Consider the following 26,268-nt stretch of genomic DNA (forward strand, 5'->3'; position numbering starts at 1 on the left):
TGCAGCTGCGCGTTTCCGTCCTCATTTATCCTCTCTTTCCTGTACCGCTAAAACCCGTTTCGGTTGCTCCGGCATGATTAAATATTGTGCAACATTATTTTAACCTGGCGTTTATCCCGATTTTCGTTAAGTCATCTGAAGTGGCGTAATCCCTGCAATACTTAACTCAGTATCATGTGATACGCGATCCCCGGGAGCACATTTTGAACAGGTTACCTTCCAGCGCCTCGGCTCTTGCCTGTACCGCGCACGCACTGAATCTCATTGAGAAGCGAACGCTCGATCATGAGGAGATGAAACAACTTAACCGAGAGGTCATCGATTACTTTAAAGAGCACGTCAATCCAGGGTTTCTGGAGTATCGCAAATCTGTTACCGCCGGCGGGGATTACGGAGCCGTAGAGTGGCAAGCGGGAAGTCTGAACACGCTTGTCGACACCCAGGGACAGGAGTTTATCGATTGCCTGGGAGGTTTTGGAATTTTCAACGTGGGGCACCGTAATCCAGTTGTGGTTTCCGCCGTACAGAATCAACTTGCGAAACAACCTCTCCATAGCCAGGAACTGCTCGACCCGCTTCGCGCCATGCTCGCGAAAACGCTGGCGGCCTTAACGCCCGGCAAACTGAAGTACAGCTTCTTTAGCAACAGCGGCACGGAATCGGTCGAAGCGGCGATTAAACTCGCCAAAGCGTACCAGTCGCCGCGCGGGAAATTCACCTTTATCGCCACCAGCGGCGCGTTCCACGGGAAATCCCTGGGCGCACTGTCTGCTACCGCCAAATCCACCTTCCGCAAACCGTTTATGCCGCTGCTGCCGGGCTTCCGCCACGTGCCGTTTGGCGACATCAACGCCATGCGCACCGCGCTGAGCGAATGCCGCAAAACCGGCGATGACGTGGCGGCGGTGATCCTGGAGCCGATTCAGGGCGAAGGCGGCGTGATCCTCCCTCCGCAGGGCTATCTGCCCGCCGTGCGTCAGCTGTGCGATGAGTTTGGCGCGCTGCTGATCCTCGACGAAGTCCAGACCGGGATGGGGCGCACCGGCAAGATGTTTGCCTGCGAGCACGAGAACGTGCAGCCGGACATCCTGTGCCTGGCGAAGGCGCTCGGCGGCGGCGTGATGCCGATTGGCGCGACGGTGGCCACCGAGGAGGTCTTCTCGGTGCTGTTCGACAATCCGTTCCTGCATACCACCACCTTTGGCGGTAACCCGCTGGCCTGTGCGGCCGCTCTGGCGACCATTAACGTGCTGCTGGAGCAAAACCTGCCCGCGCAGGCGGAGCAGAAAGGCGACATGCTGCTGGACGGCTTCCGTCAGCTAGGCCGGGAGTATCCGGACCTGGTGCAGGACGCGCGTGGGAAAGGGATGCTGATGGCGATTGAGTTTGTTGATAACGAAACCGGCTACAGCTTCGCGAGCGAGATGTTCCGCCAGCGGGTGCTGGTGGCCGGAACGCTCAACAACTCGAAAACCATCCGCATTGAACCGCCGCTGACGCTGACGATTGAGCAGTGTGAGCAGGTGCTGAAAGCGGCGCGTAAAGCGCTGGCAGCGCTGCGGGTGAGCGTGGAAGAGGCGTAATCAACGCCGGGTGGCGTTACGCTACCCGGCAGTTTTTTATCGGTGAAACTCCGCCACCGTCATGGTGAAGCGAAGCACGGTATCGCTTTCATTGGCGTAGCCGTGCGACGCTTCCGTTTTCGCCACCGCCGACGCACCAGCGTTAACCTGGGTCACCGTCTCATCCACCGTCAGCGTTAACACGCCCTCGTTTACGTGCAGCAGCTCAAAGGTTCCCGCCGGGTGCCCCGGAGAGGTAAACCGTTCTCCCGGCTGCATCTCCCACTGCCATAACTCAATCATGTCAGGTCCCGCGGTACCCGCCAGCAGTCTGGCGCGTCCACCCAGCGCGCCCTGCCACAGCACCGGAATCGCCTCTTCTTCGATAACATGTACCAGCGGCTCGCTGGAGACGTTGACGATATCCGCCACGGAGATGCCGAGCGCGGCGGCCAGCTTGCACAAAATGGCGATGCTGGGATTGGCTGCGCCCTTTTCGATCTCCACCAGCATCCCTTTGCTGACGCTGGCGCGGCGGGACAGCTCGTCCAGCGACAGCTTTTTCTCTTTACGCCAGTTGCGAATGCGGTTCGCCACGGCCAGGCTTACCTGGGCAACATCGGCACCCGAATCAGTCATTATATTGACTTTATCAGTCATTGGTCACTACCATGGTATAAAACAGTCAATACAGGATTATTTATGTCTCTCGTTACGCCGTCAATAGATTCGCGTCTTGCCGGGATTGCCCCAGGCTTTCGGGCGCTGAGCATTCTGGTTGAAGCTGGGCCGATTACCCACCCGGAGGTAGCGCCCGCCGCGCTGGCGCAGGCCTGTCAGCAGATGTTGAATGATGATGTGCCGTGGGCTGATGCACACCTTTCAGACTGGGATGAGGTGTTTAAAGCCTTCGGCGCGAAACCGAAACGCACGCCCTGTTCCGCCGCGGCCCTGCGCAAGCGGGTACTGAAAGACGGTTCGCTGCCGTCGCTGGATCCGGTGGTGGATATCTATAACGCGGTGAGCATTCGCTATGCCATTCCGGTGGGTGGGGAAAATCTCGCGGCGTACTCGGGTGCGCCGCGTCTGACGCTGGCCGACGGCAGCGAGCCGTTTGATACTTTAAAAGAGGGACAACCAGTGGTAGAACATCCGGAACCTGACGAGGTTATCTGGCGCGACAACCTCGGCGTCACCTGCCGCCGCTGGAACTGGCGACAGGGGGTGCGTACCCGTCTGGACAGCCAGGCGCAATCTATGTGGTTTATTCTTGAAAGCCTGCCGTCGATGCCGCTTGCGGCACTGGAAGAGGCGGGAGAAGAGCTGGTCAACAACCTGCAGCGGCTGATGCCGGGGGCCACGGCTCAGGTTAAGATGCTGACGCTGTAAGAGGACAACACGATGTTTCACGGATTAAGCGCTTTTCCGTTAACCCCCCTGAAAGAGGGGACGTTTGACGAGCAGTCCTCCATCAATCTTCTGCGCCCCCTGGTCGACGCTGGCGTGGATTCTCTGGGCATTCTCGGCTCAACGGGAAGCTATGCCTATCTGACCGTAGAAGAGCGCGGTCGGATCGCACGCTGCGCGGCGGCGCATGCTGATGACATTCCGGTCATCGTCAGCATTGGCGCATTACGGCTGGACGATATTCTGCGTCTGGCTGACGACGCGCAATCGGCAGGTGTCTCCGGCTTGCTGCTGGCGCCCGTGTCGTACCAGCGATTAACGGAAGACGAAGTGTTTAATCTCTATGAAACGGTGACCCGCCAGATCTCCGTACCGCTGTGCATTTACGATAATCCCGCCACGACCGGTTTTTCGTTTAGCGATGAATTGTTATTTGCCGCCGCGGCCCTGCCGAATATAGGCTCCATAAAGCTTGGCCGCGTGGCGGAGGACCTGTCGCAGGTACGGGCTCGTCTTCCTGATACCGTCACGCTGGGTATCGCCGGCGACTGGCGAGCGGCCTCCGCCCTGCAGGCCGGGTTTGACGTCTGGTACTCGGTGGTCGGCGGGTTGTTTCCGCAAACAGCGCTGGCGATTGCCCGTTCGAAAGAGGCGGCACAATCCGAGCGGCTGGAGCCGCTGTGGGAATTGTTCCGTCGATACGGCAGCTTGCGGGTGGTAGCGGCAGCGGCAGAAATGCTGGGGAAAGTGGAAACACCCGCGCTCCCCTTCCCGCTTCAGGCTATTCAGGGTGAGCCGCGCGAAGCGCTTGCTGCGATACTTGCGGATCTGGCGCTGGCCTGAACAATGCCGGGTGGCGCTAACGCTTACCCGGCCTACAAAATCAACACAACCTCTTACCCGTACCGCTACTCCGGCAACAACCCCACAAAACTGCGTTTCTTGCGCGGCTCCGACATCAATTCCTCAAGCTTATCCACGCACGCCAGATAGTGCGGCGTTTGCTTATGCGCCAGCACCGCCTCTTCGTCTTTGTAGGCTTCGTAGATAAAGAACCGGGTTTTCACCCGCGGATCCTGCAAGACGTCAAAGCGCAGGTTTCCCGGCTCCTTGATTGCCCCCTCGTGGTTGGCGCGGAATACCTCCAGAAACTCGTCCACCCGCTCGGGCTTAATGTTGATTTCAACCAGCGTCACGTTCATTTTGCTTCTCCCTGTTTCTCTTCCTGCCAGAACTGGAACGCATCGCGGGCATTCCAGTTCTCGTGAACCACTTTTTTCACCGCCTTCAGCATGGCGAGCGGCGCGCTGGACTGGAAGATGTTGCGCCCCATGTCCACGCCGGATGCCCCCTGATCTATCGCACGCCAGCACATCTCCAGCGCCTCGTGCTCCGGCAGCTTTTTGCCCCCGGCGATCACAATCGGCACCGGGCAGCTGGCGGTCACTTTTTCAAAGCCCTCGTCCACGTAGTAGGTTTTGACGAACTGCGCCCCCATTTCGGCGGCGATGCGGCTGGCGAGCGAGAAATAGCGCGCGTCACGCGCCATCTCTTTACCGACCCCCGTCACCGCCAGCGTCGGCATGCCGTAGCGCGCGCCCGCATCGACAAGCTTGATGATGTTGTTGATCGACTGATGCTCAAACTCACTGCCGATGTACACCTGCGCCGCCACCGCGCAGACGTTCAGGCGCAGCGCGTCCTCCATCGCCACCGCCACGCACTCGTTCGACAGCTCGCCCAGAATCGAATTACCGCCGGAGGCGCGCAGCACCACCGGTTTGTTCGTGGCGGCTGGCACCTGGCTCCTGAGGATGCCGCGGGTGCACATCAGCACGTCGGTTTCACCAAACAGCGGCGCGATGGAGAGATCGATACGCTCAAGGCCGGTGGTCGGCCCCTGAAAGTAGCCGTGGTCAAAGGCCAGCATCACCGTACGGTTGCTCTTAGGGTTGAAGATGCGTGCCAGGCGGGACTGCATGCCCCAGTCCAGCGAGCCGCAGCCCTTCAGCGTGAACGGCACGTTGACCTGCGGCGTGCCGATGCCAAAATCCTTACCGTCTTTGATATCGTCTAAATCAGCCATTTGCTCCCCCGTCAGAAATCGTATTTGCTGATGTTCTCTTTGGTGAACACCACCCGCTCCGGCAGCAGCACGATGCCGTTGCCCTTCGCCTCATACTGGTAACCCTGCACGCTGTTCGGCTCGACCTTCAGCGCCCCGATATTTTTTACGTCCACGCTGTCGCCGACGTTAAGATCGCCTTTTTTCAGCAAACGATCGGCGACATTGACCGCAATTTTGCCCTGTTGTACGACATCCCACAGGCCGAAAGCTTTTACCGTGCCGCGCTCAACGTACGGACGCATCACGTTCGGCGTACTGAACCCGACAATCGCCACCCCTTCGCGCTTCAGGTTTTCCGCCGCCTGCGCAGCGGCCGGCAGCGCGTTGGCATCCGGGGCGATGATCGCATCCAGATCCGGATACGCTTTTAAGATCCCTTCGGCGGTTTGCAACGATTTGGTGGCGTCGTTATAGCCAAACTGGGTAGTGACGACCTGCCACTGGGGATGATCTTTCTCGATTTTGGCCTTCGCCTCTTTCACCCACTGGTTCTGGTCGGTGACGGTGGGGCTGGAGTAGAAGAACGCCACTTTGGCATTCGGTTTGGTGACCTGCTTGCCCGCCATCTCCACCAGCAGGCCGCCCAGCTGTTCCGGCGTTCCCTGGTTGATATAGATGCTGCGGCACTCCGGTTTGGTGTCGGAGTCCCAGGTCAGAACCTTGACGCCGCGCTGCATCGCGCGCTTGAGCGCCGGGCAGAGGCCGTCCGGCGACACGGCGGAGACGATGATGGCGTTATAGCCCTGGTTGACGAAGTTATTGATCAGCTGCACCTGGCCGGAGACGCTCGGCTCGGTCGGGCCGTCGTAGGTGACGTCCACACCGAGGTCTTTCCCCGCCTCTTTCGCGCCGTTGCCGCCGCTGGTGAAGAAGCCCACGCCCACCAGCTTCGGGATAAAGGCAATGCGGTCCGCCGCCTGCGCCGAAGCGAAGCTGAGGGCCATTGCCAGGACGAACAGTTTTGTTTTCATCTTACGCTCCGGATAGTTTTCTAAAGAGAGAACGCACCCACTCGCGGTGCAGACTCAGCGAACGTCCCATCACCACCACAACCAGCAGCGCCCCTGACAGCGCGCTCGACACCTGGTTGGGGATGCCGACCATCTGTAAACCCTGCTGCAGATACCCCACCAACAGCGCCGCCAGCGCCGTACCGACAACCGAACCTGAACCACCGTAGATATTGGCCCCGCCGAGCACGGCGGCGGTGAGCGCGGGCATCAGTAAATCGCGCCCCAGATCCGAACGCGCGGAGCCGAAATAGGAGACCATCACCAGCGCGGCAACCGCGGAGGCTACGCCCACCAGGCCGTACAGCGCGTAGGGCATGCCGTTCACCGACAGCGCCGCATAGCGTGCCGCGCGAGGATTCTGCCCAATCAAAAACAGATGACGACCAAAGCGCCCGCGGTGGGTAATCAGCCAGAAGAAGACGGTAATCACCGCGAACAGCACCAGCGGGATCGGCAGGCCAAACACCGTGAGGTTAGCCAATGCCGTGAAGCTGTCCGGGAAGCCGCCGATGCCCTCGTAGCCCGTGGCTCCCGCCATGCCGGAGAGCAGCAGCGCCCCGCCGCCGTAGAGGTAGAGCGTGCCGAGGGTAATCACCAGCGGGCTGATGCCGGTGTAGTGGATCAGCGCCGCGTTTACCAGCCCGCACAGCAGTCCCAGCAGCAGCGTCAGCGGAACGGCGACCGCCATCGGCCACCCAGCCTGCATCATCACCCCCAGCGCAATCGCGCACAGGCCGATGGTCGAGCCGAGGGAGATGTCGATCCCGCCGCTGATGATCACCAGCGTCAGCGGCAGCGCCACAATGCCGATGCAGATGAAGTCGCTGGTGCTGAACAGCAGCATGTTGATGTCGAGCATGCGCGGGTTGATGGCGCCGAAGAGCAGGATCTCCAGCACCAGCAAAATGAGCAGCGCGCTTTCCCAGTTAAGCCTCATTTACGCCACCTCTTTTTTGCGTTTGGGAAACGGGGTGACGTGCTTCCCCCCTCTGTTACCCGGCTGGAAGCGACCGTACTTCAGCGCCCGCTGATGGCGCGCCAGCGCCTGGCGCAGACGCCCGTCGAGCACCAGGACGCCCAGCAGCACCAGCCCGGCGATAAAGTCGTTCCACCAGGCCGGGAGCCTGAATAGCACCAGCACGGTGTCGATTTGGGTCAGGAAGAAGGCGCCGAGCAGCGCGCCAACCAGCGTGCCCGTGCCGCCCAGCAGCGAAATCCCCCCGAGCACGCAGGCGGCGATGGCCTTCATCTCCAGCCCGCTGCCGGTCTGGTTGGGCACAAAACCAATCTGCGCGGCAAAGACGATCCCGGCGCAGGCCGCCAGCACGCCGTTGAGGGTAAAGGCGATCATGCGGGTGCGGTTCACCGCCACGCCCAGCTGCCGCGCGGCAGCGAGGTTATCCCCCACCGCGTAAAAATCACGCCCGAACGCGGTGCGCGACAGCGTCCACGCGCCGGTGACCACGATAATCAACACCACCATACCAAGGGGCGACACGCCGATGGCCGCAGGCTCAGAGAGCGATTTCAACCCCGGCGGCAGCCCTTCAATCCACTTTCCGCCCGTCCAGAGCAGCATCGCTCCACGGTACAGCCCCAGCGTGCCGAGGGTGGCGACAATCGCCGGGATGCGCAGCCCCACCACCAGAAACCCGTTGAATAACCCGGCCAGCGCGCCAACCGTGAGCGCGAAGAGGATGGAAACGGGCAGGCTGTAGCCGCCGTTCAGCGCCACGCCGACGGCGATGGCGGAGAGCCCGACGGTTGAACCCACGGAGACGTCGATATTGCGGGTCAGCATCACCAGCGCCGCGCCGATCGCCAGCAGGATCAGGATCTGCGAGCTGGCGAAGATCATCCCCAGCGTCTGCAAACTCAGGTAGGACGGATTGAGCGCCACCAGCACGGCGAACAGCGCCAGAATGGCGAGAAACGCGCTCAGCTCGCGGTTTTTCAGTAAGGTCTTCATGCTTGCCCTCCGAACGCCAGCGCCATCATTCTGTCGAGGCTGACGGCATGGCGCGGCAGCTCGCCGCTGAGTACGCCCTGATGCATCACCAGCACGCGGTCCGCGAGGCCCGGAAACTCATCGAGATCGCTTGAGATCATCAGTACCGCCACGTTCTGCGCCGCCACGCTTTTGATGAGCTGGTAGATATCGGCGCGCGCCGAGACGTCCACGCCGCGCGTCGGTTCATCGACGATCAGTAATAAAGGATTGGCCTCCAGACAGCGCGCCAGCAGCACCTTCTGCTGGTTGCCGCCGGAGAGCGTGCGCACGGTTTGATCCGCATGGTTGAGCTTGATCCCCAGCGCCCGGTGATAGCGCTCCACGACCGCAGACTCCCGCTTGCGCTGCTGCCAGAGCGACGGCTCGTTCAGCGCCACGGTGTTCCAGCGGATCGGCGCGTCGAGGAACAGGCCGGACACCTGCCTGTCTTCCGGCAGGTAGACCAGCCCTTTTTCCAGGCGTGAACTTACCGGATCGCCGGCAATCTCCTGGTTCTCCAGCCAGATGCGGCCGCCACGTACCGGCCGCAGGCCGTAGAGCGTTTCCGCAAACTCGGTGCGCCCGGATCCCACCAGCCCGGCCAGGCCGACGATCTCCCCGGCATAGATCTCAAGGCTGAGATCGATAAAGCCTTCCCCGGTAAGATCGTCAACGCGCAGCACCGGGAAATCCTGCGGCTGGGTGCGGCGGTTGCCCGGCAGCGCCAGCCACAGCTTTTGCGTATCGCTGAGGGATTTCTCCCGGCTTACCGGCGTCATGGCGGCAATCAGGGCGCTGTCGTCAAACTGCGCGGTTTCGCCGCTCAGCACCACCGCGCCGTCGCGCATCACCGAGACGTGGCTCGAAAGCACGCGAATTTCCGGCAGCTTATGGGAGATAAAAACAATCCCGACGCCGAGTGCCTGCAGGGCGCGGATCTGGCGGAACAGCCGTTCGGTTTCACCCGGCGTGAGGGAGGCTGTGGGTTCGTCGAGGATCAGGATCCTGGCGTTGCGCATCAGGCCCCGCAGGATTTCCACCATCTGCTGATCCGCCACTTCCAGCGTGCTGGCGGTAGCGTCGAGGTTAAGCTGGCACTGCAGCTGCTGGAGTTTTTCCGCCAGGCACTTTTCTAGATCGCGCTCGCGCGGCAGGCGGAACAGGATGTTTTCCCGCACCGTCAGGTTGGGGAACAGCAGAGGCTCCTGCGGCACGAGGTAAATGCCAAGCCTGTGCGCCTGTACGGGCGTCAGCCGCGCATATGACTGCCCCTCGACGGAAAGTTCACCGCCGTCCGGCGTCTCGACCCCGGCGATGATTTTCATCAGCGTCGATTTTCCCGCGCCGTTTCCGCCCATCAGGGCGTGCACCTGGCCCGCAAGCAGCGTGAAATCAATGCCTTTAAGAACCGGCACGCCTGAGAACTGCTTGCTGATATTCCGCGCGTCGAGAAGTGAGTTCATCATCGCTCCGCTATTGAACAAATGATTTTTAGATTTAATAATGTTCAAAAGCGTAGACGGTGAACTATATTTACAACCGTGCAGGGATCACAGTTTTACCGATTGAGATTCAGATAAACCAGAACCGATCGAAATGATCCGTTTTGTCGCGTGGCTCACACTTTCCCTTCGCGCCATCACGAACATATGATCTAAATTTTTATAAGAGTTCAACTATGAGCGATAAACGCACTGCGGAAGAAGGACGGTTTGCCGGGCTGGCACTGGCGGAAGAGGAGCTGGTGGCGCGCGTGGCCTGGTGCTACTACCACGACGGGCTGACCCAAAACGATATCGGCGAGCGGCTCGGGCTGCCGCGATTAAAAATCTCCCGCCTGCTGGAGAAGGGCCGTCAGTCCGGGGTGATCCGCGTGCAGATCAACTCCCGCTACGAGGGCTGCCTGGCGCTGGAGACCGAGCTACAGCAGCGCTTTGGCCTGAAGCTGGTGCGCGTGATGCCCGCCCTGAATACGCCGCCGATGAACGTGCGGCTCGGCATTGGCGCGGCGCAGTCGCTGATGGGCGTACTGGAGCCCGGCCAGCTGCTGGCGGTGGGGTTTGGTGAAACCACCATGAGCAGCCTGCAGCACCTGAGCGGCTTTATCAGCTCGCAGCAGATCCGCCTGGTGACGCTCTCCGGCGGCGTCGGGCCGTATATGACCGGTATCGGCCAGTTGGACGCGGCATGCAGCGTCAGCATGATCCCCGCCCCGCTTCGCGTGTCATCCGCCGAGGTGGCCGGGATCTTAAAACGCGAGACCAGCGTGCGGGACGTAATCCTCGCCGCCACCGCTGCCGACGTGGCGGTGGTCGGCATTGGGTCGGTGAACCAGCGCCGTGACGCCACGATCTTGCGATCCGGCTATATCAGCGAAGGTGAACAGCTGATGTACGCCCGCAAAGGCGCGGTCGGCGACATTCTCGGCTATTTCCTCAATGCCGAAGGGGAGTGCGTCGAGGAGCTGGAGATCCATAAAGAATTACTCGGCGTCTCGCTTGATGAGCTGGCGCAGCTGCCCACCATCGTTGGCGTGGCCGGAGGGGAAGAGAAAGCCGATGCGATTTATGCCGCACTGAAGGGTCGCCGTATCAATGGCCTGGTGACGGAGGAGACGACAGCCCGCGCGGTGCTGGCTCTGGCCAAATGAGAGCCCGCCCTGCGCTAACAACGAGGCAAGCTCATGAGTTACCTTTTAGCGTTAGATGCAGGGACCGGTAGCGTTCGCGCCGTGATTTTCGATTTGCAGGGCAACCAGATTGCCGTCGGCCAGGCCGAGTGGAAGCATCTGAACGTAGAGAACGTGCCGGGGTCGATGGAGTTCGACCTCGAGACCAACTGGCAGCTGGCCTGCCAGTGCATTCATCAGGCGCTGTCGCGCGCGAATCTGGGCGCGGCGGACATTCAGTCCGTTGCATGCTGCTCCATGCGCGAAGGGATCGTGCTTTACGACCGCAACGGCGAGGCCATCTGGGCCTGCGCCAACGTTGACGCCCGCGCCAGCCGCGAGGTGGCCGAACTCAAAGAGATCCACGACTATCGTTTTGAATCCGAAGTGTATGACGTTTCCGGGCAGACGCTGGCGCTGAGCGCCATGCCGCGCCTGCTGTGGCTGGCACACCATCGTCCGGATATTTACCGCAAGGCCGCGACCATCACCATGATCAGCGACTGGCTGGCGGCGAAGCTCTCCGGCGAGCTGGCGGTCGACCCGTCTAACGCGGGCACCACCGGCATGCTGGATCTCTTCTCCCGCGACTGGCGTCCGGCGCTGCTCGACATGGCCGGGCTGCGCGCCGATATTCTCTCCCCGGTGAAAGAGACCGGCACCGTGCTGGGCGCTATCACCAAAGAGGCCGCGCAGCAAAGCGGCCTGCGCGAAGGCACGCCGGTCGTCATGGGCGGCGGCGACGTGCAACTGGGCTGTCTGGGGCTGGGCGTGGTTCGCGCCGGGCAGACGGCGGTGCTGGGCGGCACCTTCTGGCAGCAGGTGGTGAATCTGCCGCAGGTGCGCACCGACCCCGAGATGAACATCCGCGTCAACCCGCACGTTATCCCCGGCATGGCGCAGGCGGAGTCGATCAGCTTCTTTACCGGGCTGACCATGCGCTGGTTCCGCGACGCCTTCTGCGCGGAGGAAAAGCTGATTGCCGAGCGGATGGGGATGGACACCTACTCCCTGCTGGAAGAGATGGCCAGCCGCGTGCCGGCGGGTTCACACGGGGTGATGCCGATCTTCTCCGACGCCATGCATTTTAAGCAGTGGTACCACGCCGCGCCGTCGTTTATTAACCTCTCCATCGACCCGGAAAAATGCAATAAAGCGACGCTGTTCCGCGCACTGGAGGAGAACGCGGCGATCGTCTCGGCCTGCAACCTGGCGCAGATTTCGCGCTTCTCCGGCGTGACGTTTGAGAGCCTGGTGTTTGCCGGTGGCGGTTCGAAAGGCGCGCTGTGGAGCCAGATCCTCAGCGACGTCACCGGCCTGCCGGTGCGCGTGCCGGAAGTGAAGGAGGCGACGGCGCTGGGCTGCGCCATTGCGGCAGGCGTTGGCGCAGGGCTGTTTGCCGATATGGCCTCGACGGGCGAGCGGCTGGTGAAATGGAGCCGCGAATTCACGCCAAACCCGATACATCGCGAGCTGTACGACGGCATGATGCAGAAATGGCAGGCGGTATATGCGGACCAGCTTGGGTTGGTGGACAGCGGGCTGACGACATCGATGTGGCAGGCACCGGGGCTGGTGCGGGCAGCGGCGCCGTAAATAACGCCGGATGGCGCTACGCTTATCTGTCCTGGGGTTTTGTAGCCCCGATAAGCGCAGCGCCACCGGGGAAGTTCTTTGAGATCTATCACAATCATTCGATCCCGCTTTTACCTTTCTGCTGCCGCTGGCTAAATTAGTAACTCATCCGACCACATAACAATAATTTTACACTGGAAGAGACTATGAGCCGCTACCCGTCGTTATTCGCCCCCCTCGATCTGGGGTTCACCACACTCAAAAACCGCGTGCTGATGGGGTCGATGCACACCGGGCTGGAGGAGCACCCGGACGGGGCCGAGCGTCTGGCAGCCTTCTATGCCGAGCGCGCACGCCACGGGGTGGCGCTGATCGTCACCGGCGGCGTGGCCCCTGCCCCTTCCGGCGTGGGCATGGAGGGCGGCGCGGTCCTGAACGATGCGTCACAGCTGCCGCACCACCGCATTGTGACCGACGCGGTACACCGCGAGGGCGGCAAAATCGCCCTGCAAATTCTGCACACCGGACGCTACAGCTATCAGCCGAATCTGGTCGCGCCATCGGCTCTTCAGGCACCGATTAACCGTTTTAAACCTCACGCCCTCACCCACGACGAGATCCTGGCGTTGATTGACGACTTCGCCCGCTGCGCGGCGCTGGCGCGCGAGGCGGGCTACGACGGCGTTGAGGTGATGGGCTCAGAAGGCTACCTGATCAACGAGTTTCTCGCCGCCCGCACCAACCACCGTGAAGACGAATGGGGCGGCGACTATGCCCGCCGGATGCGCTTTGCCGTGGAGGTGGTGCGCGCGGTGCGCGAACGTGCAGGGGCTGATTTTATTATCGTCTTCCGCCTGTCGATGCTCGACCTGGTGGAAGGCGGCGGAACGTTCGATGAAACCGTGCAGCTGGCGCAGGCGATTGAAGCCGCAGGTGCCACCATTATCAACACCGGCATCGGCTGGCACGAGGCGCGCATCCCGACCATCGCCACGCCGGTGCCGCGCGCGGCGTTCAGCTGGGTGACGCGCAGGCTGAAAGGGAAAGTGTCTGTTCCGCTGGTCACCACCAACCGCATTAACGATCCGCAGGTGGCGGACGATGTGATTTCACGCGGCGACGCCGACATGGTCTCAATGGCGCGGCCGTTCCTTGCCGATGCCGAGCTGCTGTCCAAAGCGCAAAGCGGCCGTGCGGATGAAATCAACACCTGCATCGGCTGTAACCAGGCCTGCCTGGATCAGATCTTCGTCGGCAAGGTCACCTCATGCCTGGTTAACCCACGCGCCTGCCATGAAACCAAAATGCCGGTCGTTCCGGCAGTCAATAAAAAACGCCTGGCCGTGGTGGGCGCAGGCCCGGCGGGGCTGGCGTTTGCGGTCAATGCCGCCTCGCGCGGGCACAGCGTAACGCTGTTTGATGCGCTGGGGGAGATTGGCGGGCAGTTTAATATCGCCAAACAGATCCCCGGCAAAGAGGAGTTCTACGAAACGCTGCGCTACTACCGCCGGATGATCGAGCTGACGGGCGTCGAGCTGCGGCTTAACCAGTTTGTCCACGCAGCGGATCTGACTGATTTCGATGAGGTGATCCTGGCGAGCGGGATCGTACCGCGCACGCCTGCGATCGAGGGTATCGATCATCCGAAGGTGTTGAGCTATCTGGATGTATTGCGAGACAAAACGCCGGTTGGCGAGAAGGTGGCGATTATCGGCTGCGGCGGGATCGGTTTTGATACCGCTATGTACTTAAGCCAGCCGGGCGAGGCCACCAGCCAGAACATTGCTGAATTTTGCGTGGAATGGGGGATCGACACCAGTCTGAACCAGTCCGGCGGGCTTCGCCCGGAAGGACCGCAGCTGCCGAAAAGCCCGCGCCAGATCGTGATGCTGCAGCGTAAAGCCAGCAAGCCGGGCGAAGGGCTGGGTAAAACCACGGGCTGGATCCACCGCGCCACCCTGCTCTCGCGCGGGGTGAAGATGATCCCGGCGGTGAGCTATGAGAAGATCGACGACGAGGGTCTGCACGTCACGATCGGCGGCGAACCGCAGCTGCTGCGCGTGGATCATGTCATTTTATGTGCCGGGCAGGAGCCAAAGCGCGATCTGGCGGATCCGCTGCGCGAAGCCGGTAAAACGGTGCATCTGATTGGCGGGTGCGACGTGGCGATGGAGCTGGACGCGCGGCGCGCGATTGCGCAGGGGACGAAATTAGCTCTGATGATCTAGAACATTGCCGGGCAGCGGGGTAAAAGCAAAACGGCAACCCAGTTGCCGTTTTTAATGTTTGCTCCCTCTCCCTGTGGGAGAGGGTCGGGGTGAGGGCATCAGGCCGCACATACCCAATCTTAACGACGACGTCCCAGCTTCACCGACTTCAGCACCACAAACTTATTGTTCGTCGCAATGGTGACGCAGTTGCCGAAAATCTTCTTCAGCTTGTGGAAGTAGTCCAGGTGGCGGTTCGCCACGATGTACAGCTCGCCGTTGATTTTCAGGCAGCGGCGCGCGTGGTGGAACATTTCCCACGCAACGTTATCCGTCAGGGCGTGCTTCTGGTGGAACGGCGGGTTACAGAACACCGCGTTGAAGCGGAACGGCTCTACGCCAGACAGCGCGTTGTTGATCATAAACTCGCAGCGGTCCAGCGCGTCCGGCATGTTGGTTTCCACGTTCAGACGGCTGGAGGCCACCGCCATCGGCGACTCGTCGCTGAACACCACGCTGGCTTCCGGGTTCTTCGCCAGCAGCGTCAGGCCGATCACACCGTTGCCGCAGCCCAGGTCGACAATCTCACCTTCCAGATTTTCCGGCAGATGTTCCATAAAGAAGCGCGCGCCGATATCCAGACCGGTGCGGGAGAAGACGTTCGCGTGGTTATGGATGGTCCAGTCTGTCCCTTCCAGCTTCCAGCTCAGCGTTTCTGGCGCGTCGGCCAGCTCCGGTGCGCTGAAGGTGCAGTTGATCAGGCGCGCTTTTTTCCAGGCCAGCGTCGTGGTGGTCGGGCCGAGGACTTTCTCGAACAGCTCGAGCGTCGAAGTGTGGATATCGCGCGCTTTGGCACCCGCGATGATGCGCGTATCCGGCGTCACGACCTTACGCAGCGCGCGCAGCTGCTGCTCCAGCAGCGCCATGGTTTTTGGCACTTTGATCAGCACCACGCCGGGCGCCTGCGGGTAGTCCGCGGTGCTGTCGAGAAACTTCACGCTGGACTCTTCGATGTCGTTATGGCGCAGGTTTTCACGCGTCGCCAGCTCGCTCAGGTAGGAATCGCCGATGCTGTATGGCGTGTGCTCCGCCAGGGCGCATCCCAGCGCGCCAAACGCGTCATTCAGGATCAAAACCGGGCCGCGGATTTCAGTCTCATCCAACTGCTGCAGCAGATATTCATCCGCCGCTTCCCACGCCTGAAGCGGGTTAACGTCGTCCGTTTCCGGGAAACGTTTAAGGTTGAGTGAACGGAAACCGTTGTCTAAGTGGCTCATCGGCCCTCCTGAATGGTAAAATTTGGCGTATCCCTGAAAAGGGTGCGTGAGTATATACCCAAAATCATTCAAGTTGTATCAAGGCGGCAAGTCTGAGAATCCCCAGGAGCTTACACAAGTAAGTGACTGGGGTGAGCAGACGCAGCCAACGCAGAGACAACGTGAAGGATGAAGGGTATACCCGTTTTCGCATTAATTTGGGCTCTTGATGAACCAACTTACTTATCTCCAGGGCTATCCGGAGCATTTACTGACTCAGGTTCGCAGCCTGATTGCCGAGCAGAAGCTCGGTGCGGTGCTGGAAAAACGCTATCCCGGCACGCACGATTTCGCGACCGATAAGGCCCTCTGGCAGTATACGCAGGATCTGAAAAGCCGGTATCTGAAGAGCGCGCCGCCGATCAACAAGGTGATGTACGACAACAAGATCCACGTGCTGAAAAACGCGCTCGGCCTGCACACCGCCATCTCCCGCGTGCAGGGCGGCAAGCTGAAGGCGAAGGCCGAAATCCGCGTCGCGACGGTGTTCCGTAACGCGCCGGAAGCGTTCCTGCGGATGATCGTCGTCCATGAGCTGGCGCATCTGAAAGAGAAAGAGCACGACAAAGCGTTCTATTCCCTGTGCTGCCACATGGAGCCGCAGTACCATCAGCTGGAGTTTGATACCCGCCTGTGGCTTACGCATTTATCGTTAAATAGTAATGCGGAATAGCGCACGCGAATTGTCATGATGACGTGCTACAGTGGCTAAAGGTTCCCCGCTACGGAGTACGTAAACGTTTATGATACGTTTCGCAGTCATTGGTACGAACTGGATCACGCGCCAGTTCGTCGACGCCGCCCACGAAACCGGCAAACTTAAACTTACCGCAGTCTATTCCCGCAGCCTTGAGCAGGCGCAGAGTTTTGCTAACGACTACCTCGTTGAGCATCTCTTCACTTCGCTTGATGAGATGGCGCAAAGCGACGCCATTGACGCGGTCTATATCGCCAGCCCAAACTCCCTGCACTTCCCGCAGACAAAGCTGTTTCTCAGCTACAAAAAGCATGTAATTTGCGAGAAGCCGCTGGCGTCGAATATCCAGGAAGTGGAAGCGGCCATTGCGCTTGCCCGCGAAAATCAGGTGGTGCTGTTCGAAGCGTTCAAAACCGCCAGCCTGCCGAATTTCCTGCTGCTGCAGCAGTCCCTGCCGAAAATTGGCAAAGTGCGTAAAGCCTTTATCAACTACTGCCAGTACTCGTCGCGCTACCAGCGCTATCTGGACGGCGAGAACCCGAATACCTTTAACCCGGCCTTCTCTAACGGTTCGATTATGGATATCGGCTTCTACTGTCTGGCCTCTGCCGTGGCCCTGTGGGGCGAACCGCACGGCGTAACGGCCACCGCCAGCCTGCTGGAGAGTGGCGTGGATGCGCACGGACTCGTAGTGCTGGATTACGGTGATTTCAGCGTCACGCTGCAGCACTCCAAGGTGAGCGATTCCGTGCTGCCGAGCGAAATTCAGGGCGAGGCGGGCTCGCTGGTTATCGAGAAGATCTCCGAGTGTCAGAAAGTGAGCTTTGTGCCGCGCGGCGGCAAAGCGCAGGAGCTGACGCAGCCTCAGCATATTAACACTATGCTCTATGAGGCAGAGGTCTTCGCCCGTCTGGTGGAAGACAACGAAGTGAATCACCCTGGCCTGGCGGTGAGCCGCACCACGGCGAAGCTGCAAACGGAGATCCGCCGCCAGACCGGCGTGGTGTTCCCGGCAGACGGCATCAGCGCGGAAGCGATCGCGTAAAGCTGTGTAATGAAACGGTGCAGACCATTGACGAAACCGATGGTCTGACATATTTTGTTACCTGCAAAGGGGAGTAACTTCTTCGCCGGTGGATCGTCATTACGATGCGTGCAATACCGCATCCGGTCGCCGGGCAACCCTCGTGGTTGTAAGTGAGACCTTGCCGGAAGGCGAGGTCTATGCATAAAAAGCTAACGGCTATCGTCTTCTGACCATGGCCGTTTTTGTTTTTTATGTGTAAGGAAAATAGTATGCATTCTGTCGGCACTCCAATGTTGTGGGGCGGATTCGCGGTTGTCGTGCTCATCATGCTGGCGATCGACCTCTTTTTGCAGGGGCGTCGCGGCGCACACGGCATGAGCATCAAACAGGCTGCGGCCTGGTCTCTGGTGTGGGTCACCCTCTCCCTGCTGTTCTGTGCCGCCTTCTGGTGGTATCTGGCCTCGACCGAAGGCCGCGCGGTTGCCGATCCTCAGGCCCTCGCCTTCCTCACCGGTTATCTGATTGAAAAAGCCCTGGCGGTGGATAACGTCTTCGTCTGGCTGATGCTGTTCAGCTACTTCGCCGTGCCTGCTGCCCTGCAGCGCCGCGTGCTGGTCTACGGCGTGCTGGGGGCGATTATCCTGCGTACCATAATGATCTTCGCCGGCAGCTGGCTGATTACCCAGTTCGAATGGCTGCTGTACGTCTTCGGCGCGTTCCTGCTGTTCACCGGGGTCAAAATGGCGCTGGCGAAAGAGGACGGCTCTGCGATTGGCGATCGCCCGCTGGTGAAGTGGCTCCGTGGACACCTGCGCATGACCGACAAGATTGAGAGCGAGCACTTCTTCGTGCGCAAGAATGGCCTGCTGTTTGCCACCCCGCTGCTGCTGGTGCTGATTCTGGTTGAGCTGAGCGACGTGATTTTCGCCGTAGACAGCATCCCGGCTATCTTCGCGGTGACCACCGACCCGTTCATCGTCCTGACCTCAAACCTGTTCGCCATTCTCGGCCTGCGTGCGATGTACTTCCTGCTGGCGGGCGCGGCGGAGCGCTTCTCGATGCTGAAGTACGGTCTGTCGGTGATCCTGGTGTTTATCGGTATCAAGATGCTGATCGTCGATTTCTACCATATCCCGATCGCCATTTCGCTCGGCGTGGTGTTTGGCATTCTGATCGTGACGCTGATTATCAATACCTGGGTTAACCGCCAGCACGATAAGAAGCAGCAGGTGGAGTAAAACGTTCGGTGCGGGGTGATGCCCTCACCCCGGCCCTCTCCCACAGGGAGAGGGTGAACACACATTTGTAACGCAGTAGTTAAAAAACATGACGCACCACGTAAAATCCAGCATTTTACGCTTCCCTCCCAAGACACTTTCCCTATACTCGACCAGGCAAACATTTACTTACATCCGGACATAAATGTGACTAAGAGCACATCCGGGATGGAACGCAATTTCACTTAAGGAACACTCATGACGACAACCTCATCGGGCCTGCTTGCGCGCCTGTCGCGCGGCAGCCTTGTTAAGCAAATACTGGTTGGACTGGTGCTCGGCGTCGCGCTGGCACTGATCTCAAAACCTGCCGCCGAGGCCACTGGCCTGCTCGGCACGCTGTTCGTCGGCGCGCTGAAAGCGGTCGCGCCGGTTCTGGTTTTGACCCTGGTGATGGCCTCAATCGCCAACCACCAGCAAGGGCAAAAAACCAATATTCGCCCGATTCTGTGGATGTACCTGCTGGGGACTTTCTCTGCGGCCCTGACGGCCGTGGTGGTGAGCTTTATCTTCCCGTCCACGCTGCAGCTGACCACCGGCGCTACCGACATTACCCCACCTGCGGGCATTGTTGAGGTGATGCACGGCCTGCTGATGAGCATTGTTGCCAACCCGATCCACGCGCTTATCAACGCGAACTACATCGGGATTCTGGTATGGGCCGTCGGCCTGGGCTTCGCTCTGCGCCACAGCAACGATACGACCAAAAACCTGGTTAACGACCTTTCTCACGCCGTGACCTTTATCGTGACGGTGGTCATCCGCTTTGCGCCGATTGGTATTTTTGGCCTCGTGGCATCCACGCTGGCTACCACCGGTTTCGGCGCGCTGTGGGGCTATGCGCAGCTGCTGCTGGTGCTGATTGGCTGTATGGCCGTCGTGGCACTGGTGATTAATCCGCTGCTGGTGTTTCTGCAGACCCGTCGTAACCCGTACCCGCTAGTGCTGATGTGCCTGCGCGAAAGCGGCGTGACCGCCTTCTTCACCCGCAGCTCGGCGGCAAACATTCCGGTCAACATGTCGCTGTGTGAGAAGCTGAATCTGGACCGCGATACCTACTCCGTATCCATTCCGCTGGGTGCGACCGTCAATATGGCGGGAGCGGCCATCACCATCACGGTGCTGACGCTGGCCGCGGTGCATACGCTGGGTATTCCGGTGGATCTGCCAACCGCGCTGCTGCTGAGCGTGGTAGCCTCGCTGTGTGCCTGCGGCGCATCCGGCGTGGCGGGCGGTTCCCTGCTGCTGATCCCGCTGGCTTGTAATATGTTCGGCATCCCGAACGAGATCGCCATGCAGGTGGTTGCGGTGGGCTTTATCATCGGCGTGCTGCAGGATTCCTGCGAAACCGCGATCAACTCCTCCACCGACGTGATGTTTACCGCCGCCGTGTGCCAGGCGGAAGACGCGCGTTTAGCGAAGAACGCCCTGCGAGGTTAACAGCAAAACGGCAACCCTGAGGTTGCCGTTTTTAGTGTTTGTACCCTCTCCCCGTGGGAGAGGGCCAGGGTGAGGGCATCAGGCCGCACCGATTAAAGCGTCACACCACTCTTAAAGATCGCCAGCTCGCGGAAGTCATTCTTCTCGTTGCAGGTCTGCCTGCCGTTTGCAAATTCCACAATCGCGTCCACGAATTCCGTCAGCAGCTGCGGCATCGCCTTGCCGTGGATCAGCTGGCCCGCATCAAAGTCGATCCAGTGCTTTTTCTTCGCCGCCAGCTCGCTGTTGGTGGCGATTTTCACCGTCGGCACAAAACCGCCGTACGGCGTGCCGCGCCCGGTGCTGAACAGCACCATGTGGCAGCCGGCACCCGCCAGCGCGCTGGTGGCGACCGCATCGTTGCCCGGTGCGCTCAGCAGGTTCAGACCGTGGGTTTTCAGGCGCTCGCCGTAGCGCAGAACGTCAACCACCTGGCTCGCGCCCGCTTTCTGGGTGCAGCCGAGGGATTTCTCTTCCAGCGTGGTGATCCCGCCCGCTTTGTTACCCGGAGACGGGTTTTCATAAATCGGCTGATTGTGAGCAATGAAGTACTGTTTGAAGTCGTTCACCATGGTGACGGTTTTCTCAAACGTCTCTTCGTCGCGGCAGTGGCTCATCAGAATACGTTCCGCGCCGAACATTTCCGGCACTTCGGTCAGCACCGTCGTGCCGCCGTTAGCGATCACATAGTCCGAGAAGCGGCCCAGCATCGGGTTGGCGGTGATACCGGACAGGCCGTCAGACCCGCCGCACTCCAGCCCAAACTTCAGCTCGCTCAGCTTGCCCGGCTCGCGCTTGTCGTGGCGCATCACGTTATACAGCTGATGAAGCTGCTCAACGCCCGCTTCCACCTCATCGTCCTGATGCTGGCACACCATAAAATGCACGCGCTCAGGGTCAAACTCGCCCAGCGTTTCGCGGAAGGCGTCCACCTGGTTGTTCTCGCAGCCCAGGCCAATCACCAGCACCGCGCCTGCGTTCGGGTGACGCACCATGTTTTGCAGCATGGTGCGGGTGTTAATGTGGTCATCCCCCAACTGAGAGCAGCCGTAGGTGTGGCTGAACAGATGCACGCCGTCGGTGCCTTCGGCATTGTTGGTCTCTTTCAGGAAGCGCGTCTGGATCTGACGCGCAATCCCGTTCACGCAGCCGACGGTCGGGAGGATCCACAGCTCGTTGCGGATCCCCACGTCGCCGCTGGCGCGGCGGTAGATCTGCACGTCACGATCCGCCGCCTGCTCTTGTGCCCCAGGTAAATCAGGTTGATAGCTGTACTCGTCCAGATCGCTCAGATTGGTGCGGGTATTATGGGAATGAAGATGTTCACCCGGCACGATATCCGCCAGCGCATGCCCAATCGGAAGACCGTACTTAATGACGTTGTCCCCTTTCGCGAGAGGCTTCACGGCAAACTTGTGTCCGCGAGCAATCGCCTGACGCAGGGTGACGCTCTGGTTATCAACGGTCACCACGTCGCCTTCAGCGAGATCCGTCAGCGCGACGGCCACGTTATCCAGCGAATGGATTTTGATGTATTGCATATCAACCTCAAACGGCCTTAGTTCAGTTCAATGCCGAAGTAGTCACGCGCATTGTTAAAGCAGATGTTTCTCACCATGTCGCCCAGCAGCTGGATATCCGCCGGCGCTTCGCCTGCGTGCACCCAGCGGCCAATCATCTGGCACAGAATGCGGCGGAAATATTCATGACGGGTATAGGACAGGAAGCTGCGGCTGTCGGTCAGCATGCCGACAAAGCGGCTCAACAGACCAAGCTGCGCCAGCTGCGTCATCTGACGCTCCATGCCGTCTTTCTGATCGTTGAACCACCAGCCGGAACCAAACTGCATCTTGCCCGGCATCCCTTCGCCCTGGAAGTTGCCGACCATGGTGCCCAGCACTTCGTTATCGCGCGGGTTCAGGCAGTACAGGATGGTTTTTGGCAGCAGGTTTTGTTCATTCTGTTTGCTCAGCAGTTTGGACAGCTCTTCCGCCAGCGGACGGTCGTTGATGGAGTCAAAGCCCACGTCCGCGCCGATCAGTTTGAACTGGCGCTGGTTATTATTGCGCAGCGCGCCGATGTGGTACTGCTGTACCCAGCCGCGACGCGCGTATTCCGCGCCGAGGAACACCAGCACCGCCGTTTTGAACTGCGCCACTTCGTGCTCGCTAAGCGATTCACCGGACAAACGACGCGCAAGGATGCTGTCCAGCTCGGCTTCGTTTGATTCCGCGAACAGCACGACGTCCAGCGCGTGGTCAGAGACTTTACAGCCGTGCGCCGCGAAGTGATCCAGACGTTTGGTCAGCGCGGTTTGCAGATCGGCGAAACGGCGAATGTCGGTATCGGACACTTCCGCCAGCTTCGCCATGTAGTCGTTAAACGTGGCCTGCTCAATGTTGAAGGCTTTGTCCGGGCGCCAGCTTGGGAGCACTTTGATATCAAAAGAGGTTTCTTTGGCGACGACGGCATGATGTTCCAGGGAATCAATCGGATCGTCGGTGGTACCCACCATCTTCACGTTCATCTGCTTCATGATGCCGCGCGCGGAGAAGTTATCCTGCGCCAGCAGCGCATTGCAGCGATCCCAGATTTCATCGGCGGTCGTTGGGGAGAGCAGTTTGCCGGTGATGCCAAACGGACGACGCAGCTCAAGGTGCGTCCAGTGATAAAGCGGGTTGCCGATGGTGTGCGGAACGGTCGCCGCCCAGGCGTCAAACTTCTCGCGGTCGGTCGCATCGCCGGTGCACAGGCGCTCAGCGACGCCGTTGGTGCGCATGGCACGCCATTTGTAGTGGTCACCCTTCAGCCAGATGTCATACAGGTTTTTGAAACGGTAATTTTCGGCAACCTGCTGCGGCGGTAAATGGCAGTGGTAGTCGAAAATCGGCTGGTCTTTTGCGTAGTCATGATACAGGCGGCGAGCAAATTCGGTATCCAACAGAAAATCTTCGGTCATAAACGGCGTCATTATCGTCTTCCTCATTACGGGAGCGTCAGAAAGCGTATGTTCATATGCTGCAAAGTTATCACACCAATTTCCACCCACCGAAGCTTTTTTCGTGAGTGAGATCAATAAACACCAACAAATAAATTACCCTCAATGGCGTAAACCCTTCTACAGGCCGCGCCATTACTGGCTTTGTGCGCAGCGATTAATGTCCCTACAAAGAATCATACATTTGTGATGTCACTCACCTTTTAAAGTTGTATGACAAGTTATCTTTTCGCCGTCGCAAACGCTAAGCCGACGGAATGCATTACCGGTGTGAGAGGCATCGGGTTTAACGGTACGGATACCGACTTATGCACGCTTACTTATGGCAAGGTTCGGGCCGTTCCGGGACATGCTCCCGCTACGCCCCTCCCGTTACACAACTGCTCCCGGAAACGGTTGAGAGGTTGCCGTGCTCTGGCGCGGACATAACATAACGATGAGGTTTTAGATGCGTAAAATTAAAGGGTTACGTTGGTATATGATCGCACTGGTGACGTTAGGCACCGTGCTGGGTTACCTGACGCGTAACACCGTGGCAGCTGCAGCGCCAACGTTGATGGAAGAGCTGCATATCTCCACGCAGCAATACTCCTACATCATTGCCGCCTATTCCGCGGCGTATACCATCATGCAGCCTGTTGCTGGCTATGTGCTGGACATTCTCGGTACCAAAATCGGTTATGCCTTCTTCGCCATCGCCTGGGCGGTGTTCTGCGGTGCCACCGCGCTGGCAGGCAGCTGGGGTGGACTGGCGCTGGCGCGTGGTGCGGTCGGTGCGGCAGAAGCCGCAATGATCCCGGCAGGCCTGAAGGCCAGCTCCGAGTGGTTCCCGGCAAAAGAGCGCTCCATTGCGGTCGGCTACTTCAACGTGGGCTCGTCCATCGGGGCAATGATTGCACCGCCGCTGGTGGTGTGGGCCATTGTGATGCACAGCTGGCAGATGGCGTTCATCATCTCTGGCGTGCTGAGCTTTGCCTGGGCAATGGCGTGGCTGATTTTCTATAAACACCCGCGCGATCAGAAAAAGCTCTCCGAAGAAGAACGCGAATACATCATTGGTGGTCAGGAAGCGCAGCATCAGACCAACAACGGCAAAAAAATGACCGTCTGGCAGATCCTGGGCACCCGTCAGTTCTGGGGTATCGCCCTGCCGCGTTTCCTGGCTGAACCGGCCTGGGGCACCTTTAACGCGTGGATCCCCCTGTTCATGTTTAAAGTCTACGGCTTTAACCTGAAAGAGATCGCGATGTTCGCCTGGATGCCAATGCTGTTCGCTGACCTGGGCTGTATCGTGGGCGGCTACCTGCCACCGCTGTTCCAGCGCTGGTTTGGGGTGAACCTGATTGTTTCCCGTAAGATGGTCGTCACCATGGGCGCGCTGCTGATGATTGGCCCCGGTATGATCGGCCTGTTCACCAGCCCGTACGTCGCCATTGCCCTGCTGTGCATCGGTGGCTTTGCGCACCAGTCCCTGTCCGGCGCGCTGATTACGCTCTCGTCTGACGTCTTCGGCCGCAACGAAGTGGCCACCGCCAACGGCCTGACCGGGATGGCCGCCTGGACCGCGAGTACGATGTTTGCGCTGGTGGTCGGCGCGCTGGCGGATACCATCGGCTTCAGCCCGCTGTTCGCCGTGCTGGCTATTTTCGACCTGCTGGGGGCGGTAGTGATCTGGACGGTGTTGAAAAGCAAATCGGCAGAAGAGCTGGCGAAAGAGTCCCTCGGGAAACCGGCGACGCAGAGTTAGCGAAAATGCGTTTCACCGAAGCCGCCTCCGGGCGGCTTTTTTAATGGCAAAATCTGGAGAGTGGCACGCAAAAGTGGTATAACAAATCATCTGCCGTACCCTGCCTGGAGCGCATATGGAAATCACCGAACCACGTCGTTTATATCAACAACTTGCTGCCGAGCTGAAAGATCGCATCGAGCAAGGGGTCTATCTTGTCGGTGATAAACTTCCCGCCGAGCGCTTTATCGCGGATGAAAAAAGTGTGAGCCGCACCGTGGTGCGTGAAGCGATTATCATGCTCGAAGTGGAAGGTTACGTTGAGGTACGCAAAGGCTCCGGCATTCACGTGATTTCTAATCTGCCGAAACACTCTCCCGTCGCGGACGAAAGTCTGGAATTCGCCAGCTATGGCCCGTTTGAGCTGCTCCAGGCTCGCCAGCTGATCGAAAGCAATATTGCCGAGTTTGCGGCGACGCAGGTGACCAAGCAGGACATCATGAAGTTGATGGAGATCCAGGAGAATGCCCGTAAGGAAAAATGTTTCCGCGATTCAGAGTGGGATCTGCAGTTCCACGTTCAGGTCGCCCTGGCAACCCAAAATACGGCGCTGGCGGCAATCGTAGAAAAAATGTGGACTCAGCGCGTTCACAACCCGTACTGGAAAAAACTGCACGACCATATCGATTCCCGTACCGTCGACAACTGGTGTGACGATCACGATCAAATCCTTAAGGCTCTGATTCGTAAAGACCCGCATGCCGCTAAGCTGGCGATGTGGCAGCACCTGGAAAACACCAAGCAGATGCTGTTCAACGAAACCAGCGATGACTTCGAATTTAACGCTGACCGCTATCTTTTCGCCGACAATCCCGTTGTTCATCTCGATACGGCATCCAGTGCCGCAAAATAGATGACCTTTCTGCTGGCAGGCGCTACGTTGCGCCTTCCGGCTTACATGGGTAAGCAAAACATATATAGTGTCAGCCTTTGTAAATCCCCTCGCTCACTTCCTGGGCTTACGCCAAAATCAACTCACCCCTGCAAATTCTGTGACGCAGAACGTTGGGCTTTGTTACAATTGGATTCAATTCCTTATTTTGTAAGTTAGTGCTTGCTAACCAGCCAATAAACAGGGAACAGTGTTGGCCACACCGCAATGTGTCCGCGAGCGACCATAATGAAATCACAACAATGT

The 26,268-nt window shown here is 59.4% G+C and carries 22 protein-coding genes; 12 read left to right on the forward strand and 10 right to left on the reverse strand.

What is annotated here, in order from left to right; genetic code table 11:
* The first annotated feature begins 203 nt into the window (after positions 1-203).
* Positions 204-1,583: a putrescine aminotransferase gene (ygjG, locus tag GXP72_RS19720; RefSeq protein ID WP_032650311.1), complete on the forward strand. Its 1,380-nt coding sequence runs from the start codon at positions 204-206 to the stop codon at positions 1,581-1,583.
* A gap of 36 nt (positions 1,584-1,619) precedes the next feature.
* Here ygjG and GXP72_RS19725 read toward each other — a convergent pair whose 3' ends face one another.
* Positions 1,620-2,222 (reverse strand): helix-turn-helix domain-containing protein, encoded by a 603-nt coding sequence (locus tag GXP72_RS19725; protein ID WP_048992625.1) that lies wholly within the window; start codon positions 2,220-2,222, stop codon positions 1,620-1,622.
* 42 nt (positions 2,223-2,264) lie between these two features.
* Here GXP72_RS19725 and GXP72_RS19730 point away from each other — a divergent pair, with 42 nt between their 5' ends.
* Both GXP72_RS19730 and GXP72_RS19735 read left to right on the forward strand, forming a co-directional pair.
* The gene (locus GXP72_RS19730) at positions 2,265-2,951 is read left to right on the forward strand and encodes a B3/4 domain-containing protein (protein WP_090418788.1); all 687 of its coding nucleotides are present in this window, start codon (positions 2,265-2,267) and stop codon (positions 2,949-2,951) included.
* A 12-nt stretch (positions 2,952-2,963) separates the two neighbouring features.
* Positions 2,964-3,812, forward strand: coding sequence for a dihydrodipicolinate synthase family protein (locus GXP72_RS19735; RefSeq protein WP_208763275.1), 849 nt, complete (start codon positions 2,964-2,966; stop codon positions 3,810-3,812).
* 65 nt (positions 3,813-3,877) lie between these two features.
* On the opposite strand, the gene lsrG is transcribed toward GXP72_RS19735, so the two are convergent.
* Genes lsrG through lsrA form a run of 6 tightly spaced genes read right to left on the reverse strand, consistent with a single transcriptional unit; the run spans position 3,878 to position 9,563 of the window.
* Entirely contained in the window at positions 3,878-4,171 is a 294-nt protein-coding gene (gene lsrG, locus GXP72_RS19740; protein ID WP_003862606.1) for a (4S)-4-hydroxy-5-phosphonooxypentane-2,3-dione isomerase, read from the reverse strand.
* A complete protein-coding gene (gene lsrF / locus GXP72_RS19745) occupies positions 4,168-5,055 on the reverse strand; it encodes a 3-hydroxy-5-phosphonooxypentane-2,4-dione thiolase (protein ID WP_048992618.1) in 888 nt (295 codons plus the stop codon). Before lsrF ends, lsrG begins: the two co-directional genes overlap by 4 nt.
* Before the next feature lie 11 nt (positions 5,056-5,066).
* A complete protein-coding gene (gene lsrB / locus GXP72_RS19750) occupies positions 5,067-6,068 on the reverse strand; it encodes an autoinducer 2 ABC transporter substrate-binding protein LsrB (protein ID WP_023333523.1) in 1,002 nt (333 codons plus the stop codon).
* Position 6,069: 1 nt separating this feature from the next.
* Entirely contained in the window at positions 6,070-7,047 is a 978-nt protein-coding gene (gene lsrD, locus GXP72_RS19755) for an autoinducer 2 ABC transporter permease LsrD (RefSeq protein WP_208763276.1), read from the reverse strand.
* Positions 7,048-8,079 (reverse strand): autoinducer 2 ABC transporter permease LsrC, encoded by a 1,032-nt coding sequence (gene lsrC / locus GXP72_RS19760; protein WP_048992614.1) that lies wholly within the window; start codon positions 8,077-8,079, stop codon positions 7,048-7,050.
* Complete coding sequence (gene lsrA / locus GXP72_RS19765) at positions 8,076-9,563, reverse strand: autoinducer 2 ABC transporter ATP-binding protein LsrA (RefSeq protein WP_090418800.1); 1,488 nt, start codon at positions 9,561-9,563, stop codon at positions 8,076-8,078. The genes lsrC and lsrA overlap by 4 nt, the downstream gene beginning before the upstream one ends.
* 215 nt (positions 9,564-9,778) lie before the next feature.
* On the opposite strand from lsrA, the gene lsrR reads away from it, so the two are divergent.
* The 3 genes from lsrR (at position 9,779) to GXP72_RS19780 (ending at position 14,571) form a co-directional block, all read left to right on the forward strand.
* Positions 9,779-10,750, forward strand: a complete 972-nt coding sequence (gene lsrR / locus GXP72_RS19770) for a transcriptional regulator LsrR (RefSeq protein ID WP_003862617.1) — start codon at positions 9,779-9,781, stop codon at positions 10,748-10,750.
* A gap of 33 nt (positions 10,751-10,783) precedes the next feature.
* On the forward strand, positions 10,784-12,364 hold the full coding sequence (gene lsrK / locus GXP72_RS19775; protein WP_090418802.1) for an autoinducer-2 kinase: 1,581 nt from the start codon (positions 10,784-10,786) through the stop codon (positions 12,362-12,364).
* Positions 12,365-12,549: 185 nt separating this feature from the next.
* Positions 12,550-14,571 (forward strand): NADPH-dependent 2,4-dienoyl-CoA reductase, encoded by a 2,022-nt coding sequence (locus tag GXP72_RS19780; protein ID WP_090418805.1) that lies wholly within the window; start codon positions 12,550-12,552, stop codon positions 14,569-14,571.
* A gap of 119 nt (positions 14,572-14,690) precedes the next feature.
* On the opposite strand, the gene rlmG is transcribed toward GXP72_RS19780, so the two are convergent.
* Positions 14,691-15,827 (reverse strand): 23S rRNA (guanine(1835)-N(2))-methyltransferase RlmG, encoded by a 1,137-nt coding sequence (gene rlmG / locus GXP72_RS19785; RefSeq protein WP_208763277.1) that lies wholly within the window; start codon positions 15,825-15,827, stop codon positions 14,691-14,693.
* A gap of 208 nt (positions 15,828-16,035) precedes the next feature.
* Between rlmG and GXP72_RS19790 the strand changes: the two genes are divergently transcribed.
* The 4 genes from GXP72_RS19790 (at position 16,036) to sstT (ending at position 20,307) form a co-directional block, all read left to right on the forward strand.
* On the forward strand, positions 16,036-16,539 hold the full coding sequence (locus tag GXP72_RS19790; protein WP_047347756.1) for a M48 family metallopeptidase: 504 nt from the start codon (positions 16,036-16,038) through the stop codon (positions 16,537-16,539).
* 70 nt (positions 16,540-16,609) lie between these two features.
* Positions 16,610-17,608, forward strand: coding sequence for a Gfo/Idh/MocA family oxidoreductase (locus GXP72_RS19795; RefSeq protein ID WP_208763278.1), 999 nt, complete (start codon positions 16,610-16,612; stop codon positions 17,606-17,608).
* Positions 17,609-17,859: 251 nt separating this feature from the next.
* Complete coding sequence (locus GXP72_RS19800) at positions 17,860-18,828, forward strand: TerC family protein (RefSeq protein ID WP_148770286.1); 969 nt, start codon at positions 17,860-17,862, stop codon at positions 18,826-18,828.
* A 237-nt stretch (positions 18,829-19,065) separates the two neighbouring features.
* A complete protein-coding gene (gene sstT / locus GXP72_RS19805) occupies positions 19,066-20,307 on the forward strand; it encodes a serine/threonine transporter SstT (protein WP_061716439.1) in 1,242 nt (413 codons plus the stop codon).
* Between the two features lie 92 nt (positions 20,308-20,399).
* Here sstT and GXP72_RS19810 read toward each other — a convergent pair whose 3' ends face one another.
* Together GXP72_RS19810 and uxaC are read right to left on the reverse strand one after the other, a co-directional pair.
* Positions 20,400-21,887, reverse strand: coding sequence for an altronate dehydratase family protein (locus GXP72_RS19810; RefSeq protein WP_208763279.1), 1,488 nt, complete (start codon positions 21,885-21,887; stop codon positions 20,400-20,402).
* A gap of 17 nt (positions 21,888-21,904) precedes the next feature.
* Positions 21,905-23,317, reverse strand: coding sequence for a glucuronate isomerase (gene uxaC, locus GXP72_RS19815; RefSeq protein ID WP_208763280.1), 1,413 nt, complete (start codon positions 23,315-23,317; stop codon positions 21,905-21,907).
* Between the two features lie 475 nt (positions 23,318-23,792).
* Between uxaC and GXP72_RS19820 the strand changes: the two genes are divergently transcribed.
* Together GXP72_RS19820 and exuR are read left to right on the forward strand one after the other, a co-directional pair.
* Positions 23,793-25,091, forward strand: a complete 1,299-nt coding sequence (locus GXP72_RS19820) for an MFS transporter (protein ID WP_024906406.1) — start codon at positions 23,793-23,795, stop codon at positions 25,089-25,091.
* Between the two features lie 115 nt (positions 25,092-25,206).
* Positions 25,207-25,983 (forward strand): transcriptional regulator ExuR, encoded by a 777-nt coding sequence (exuR, locus tag GXP72_RS19825; RefSeq protein ID WP_023309288.1) that lies wholly within the window; start codon positions 25,207-25,209, stop codon positions 25,981-25,983.
* Positions 25,984-26,268: the final 285 nt, after the last annotated feature.

Source organism: Enterobacter sp. SES19 (genome assembly GCF_011765665.1).
In the GTDB taxonomy this organism is placed as follows: domain Bacteria; phylum Pseudomonadota; class Gammaproteobacteria; order Enterobacterales; family Enterobacteriaceae; genus Enterobacter; species Enterobacter pseudoroggenkampii.

Excerpts from the sequence above, each read along its gene's own strand:
- GXP72_RS19725 (WP_048992625.1), bottom strand. The coding sequence starts at position 2,222 with ATGACTGATAAAGTCAATATAATGACTGATTCGGGTGCCGATGTTGCC.
- GXP72_RS19730 (WP_090418788.1), top strand. The coding sequence starts at position 2,265 with ATGTCTCTCGTTACGCCGTCAATAGATTCGCGTCTTGCCGGGATTGCC.
- GXP72_RS19735 (WP_208763275.1), top strand. The coding sequence starts at position 2,964 with ATGTTTCACGGATTAAGCGCTTTTCCGTTAACCCCCCTGAAAGAGGGG.
- lsrG (WP_003862606.1), bottom strand. The coding sequence starts at position 4,171 with ATGAACGTGACGCTGGTTGAAATCAACATTAAGCCCGAGCGGGTGGAC.
- lsrF (WP_048992618.1), bottom strand. The coding sequence starts at position 5,055 with ATGGCTGATTTAGACGATATCAAAGACGGTAAGGATTTTGGCATCGGC.
- lsrB (WP_023333523.1), bottom strand. The coding sequence starts at position 6,068 with ATGAAAACAAAACTGTTCGTCCTGGCAATGGCCCTCAGCTTCGCTTCG.
- lsrD (WP_208763276.1), bottom strand. The coding sequence starts at position 7,047 with ATGAGGCTTAACTGGGAAAGCGCGCTGCTCATTTTGCTGGTGCTGGAG.
- lsrC (WP_048992614.1), bottom strand. The coding sequence starts at position 8,079 with ATGAAGACCTTACTGAAAAACCGCGAGCTGAGCGCGTTTCTCGCCATT.
- lsrA (WP_090418800.1), bottom strand. The coding sequence starts at position 9,563 with ATGAACTCACTTCTCGACGCGCGGAATATCAGCAAGCAGTTCTCAGGC.
- lsrR (WP_003862617.1), top strand. The coding sequence starts at position 9,779 with ATGAGCGATAAACGCACTGCGGAAGAAGGACGGTTTGCCGGGCTGGCA.
- lsrK (WP_090418802.1), top strand. The coding sequence starts at position 10,784 with ATGAGTTACCTTTTAGCGTTAGATGCAGGGACCGGTAGCGTTCGCGCC.
- GXP72_RS19780 (WP_090418805.1), top strand. The coding sequence starts at position 12,550 with ATGAGCCGCTACCCGTCGTTATTCGCCCCCCTCGATCTGGGGTTCACC.
- rlmG (WP_208763277.1), bottom strand. The coding sequence starts at position 15,827 with ATGAGCCACTTAGACAACGGTTTCCGTTCACTCAACCTTAAACGTTTC.
- GXP72_RS19790 (WP_047347756.1), top strand. The coding sequence starts at position 16,036 with ATGAACCAACTTACTTATCTCCAGGGCTATCCGGAGCATTTACTGACT.
- GXP72_RS19795 (WP_208763278.1), top strand. The coding sequence starts at position 16,610 with ATGATACGTTTCGCAGTCATTGGTACGAACTGGATCACGCGCCAGTTC.
- GXP72_RS19800 (WP_148770286.1), top strand. The coding sequence starts at position 17,860 with ATGCATTCTGTCGGCACTCCAATGTTGTGGGGCGGATTCGCGGTTGTC.
- sstT (WP_061716439.1), top strand. The coding sequence starts at position 19,066 with ATGACGACAACCTCATCGGGCCTGCTTGCGCGCCTGTCGCGCGGCAGC.
- GXP72_RS19810 (WP_208763279.1), bottom strand. The coding sequence starts at position 21,887 with ATGCAATACATCAAAATCCATTCGCTGGATAACGTGGCCGTCGCGCTG.
- uxaC (WP_208763280.1), bottom strand. The coding sequence starts at position 23,317 with ATGACGCCGTTTATGACCGAAGATTTTCTGTTGGATACCGAATTTGCT.
- GXP72_RS19820 (WP_024906406.1), top strand. The coding sequence starts at position 23,793 with ATGCGTAAAATTAAAGGGTTACGTTGGTATATGATCGCACTGGTGACG.
- exuR (WP_023309288.1), top strand. The coding sequence starts at position 25,207 with ATGGAAATCACCGAACCACGTCGTTTATATCAACAACTTGCTGCCGAG.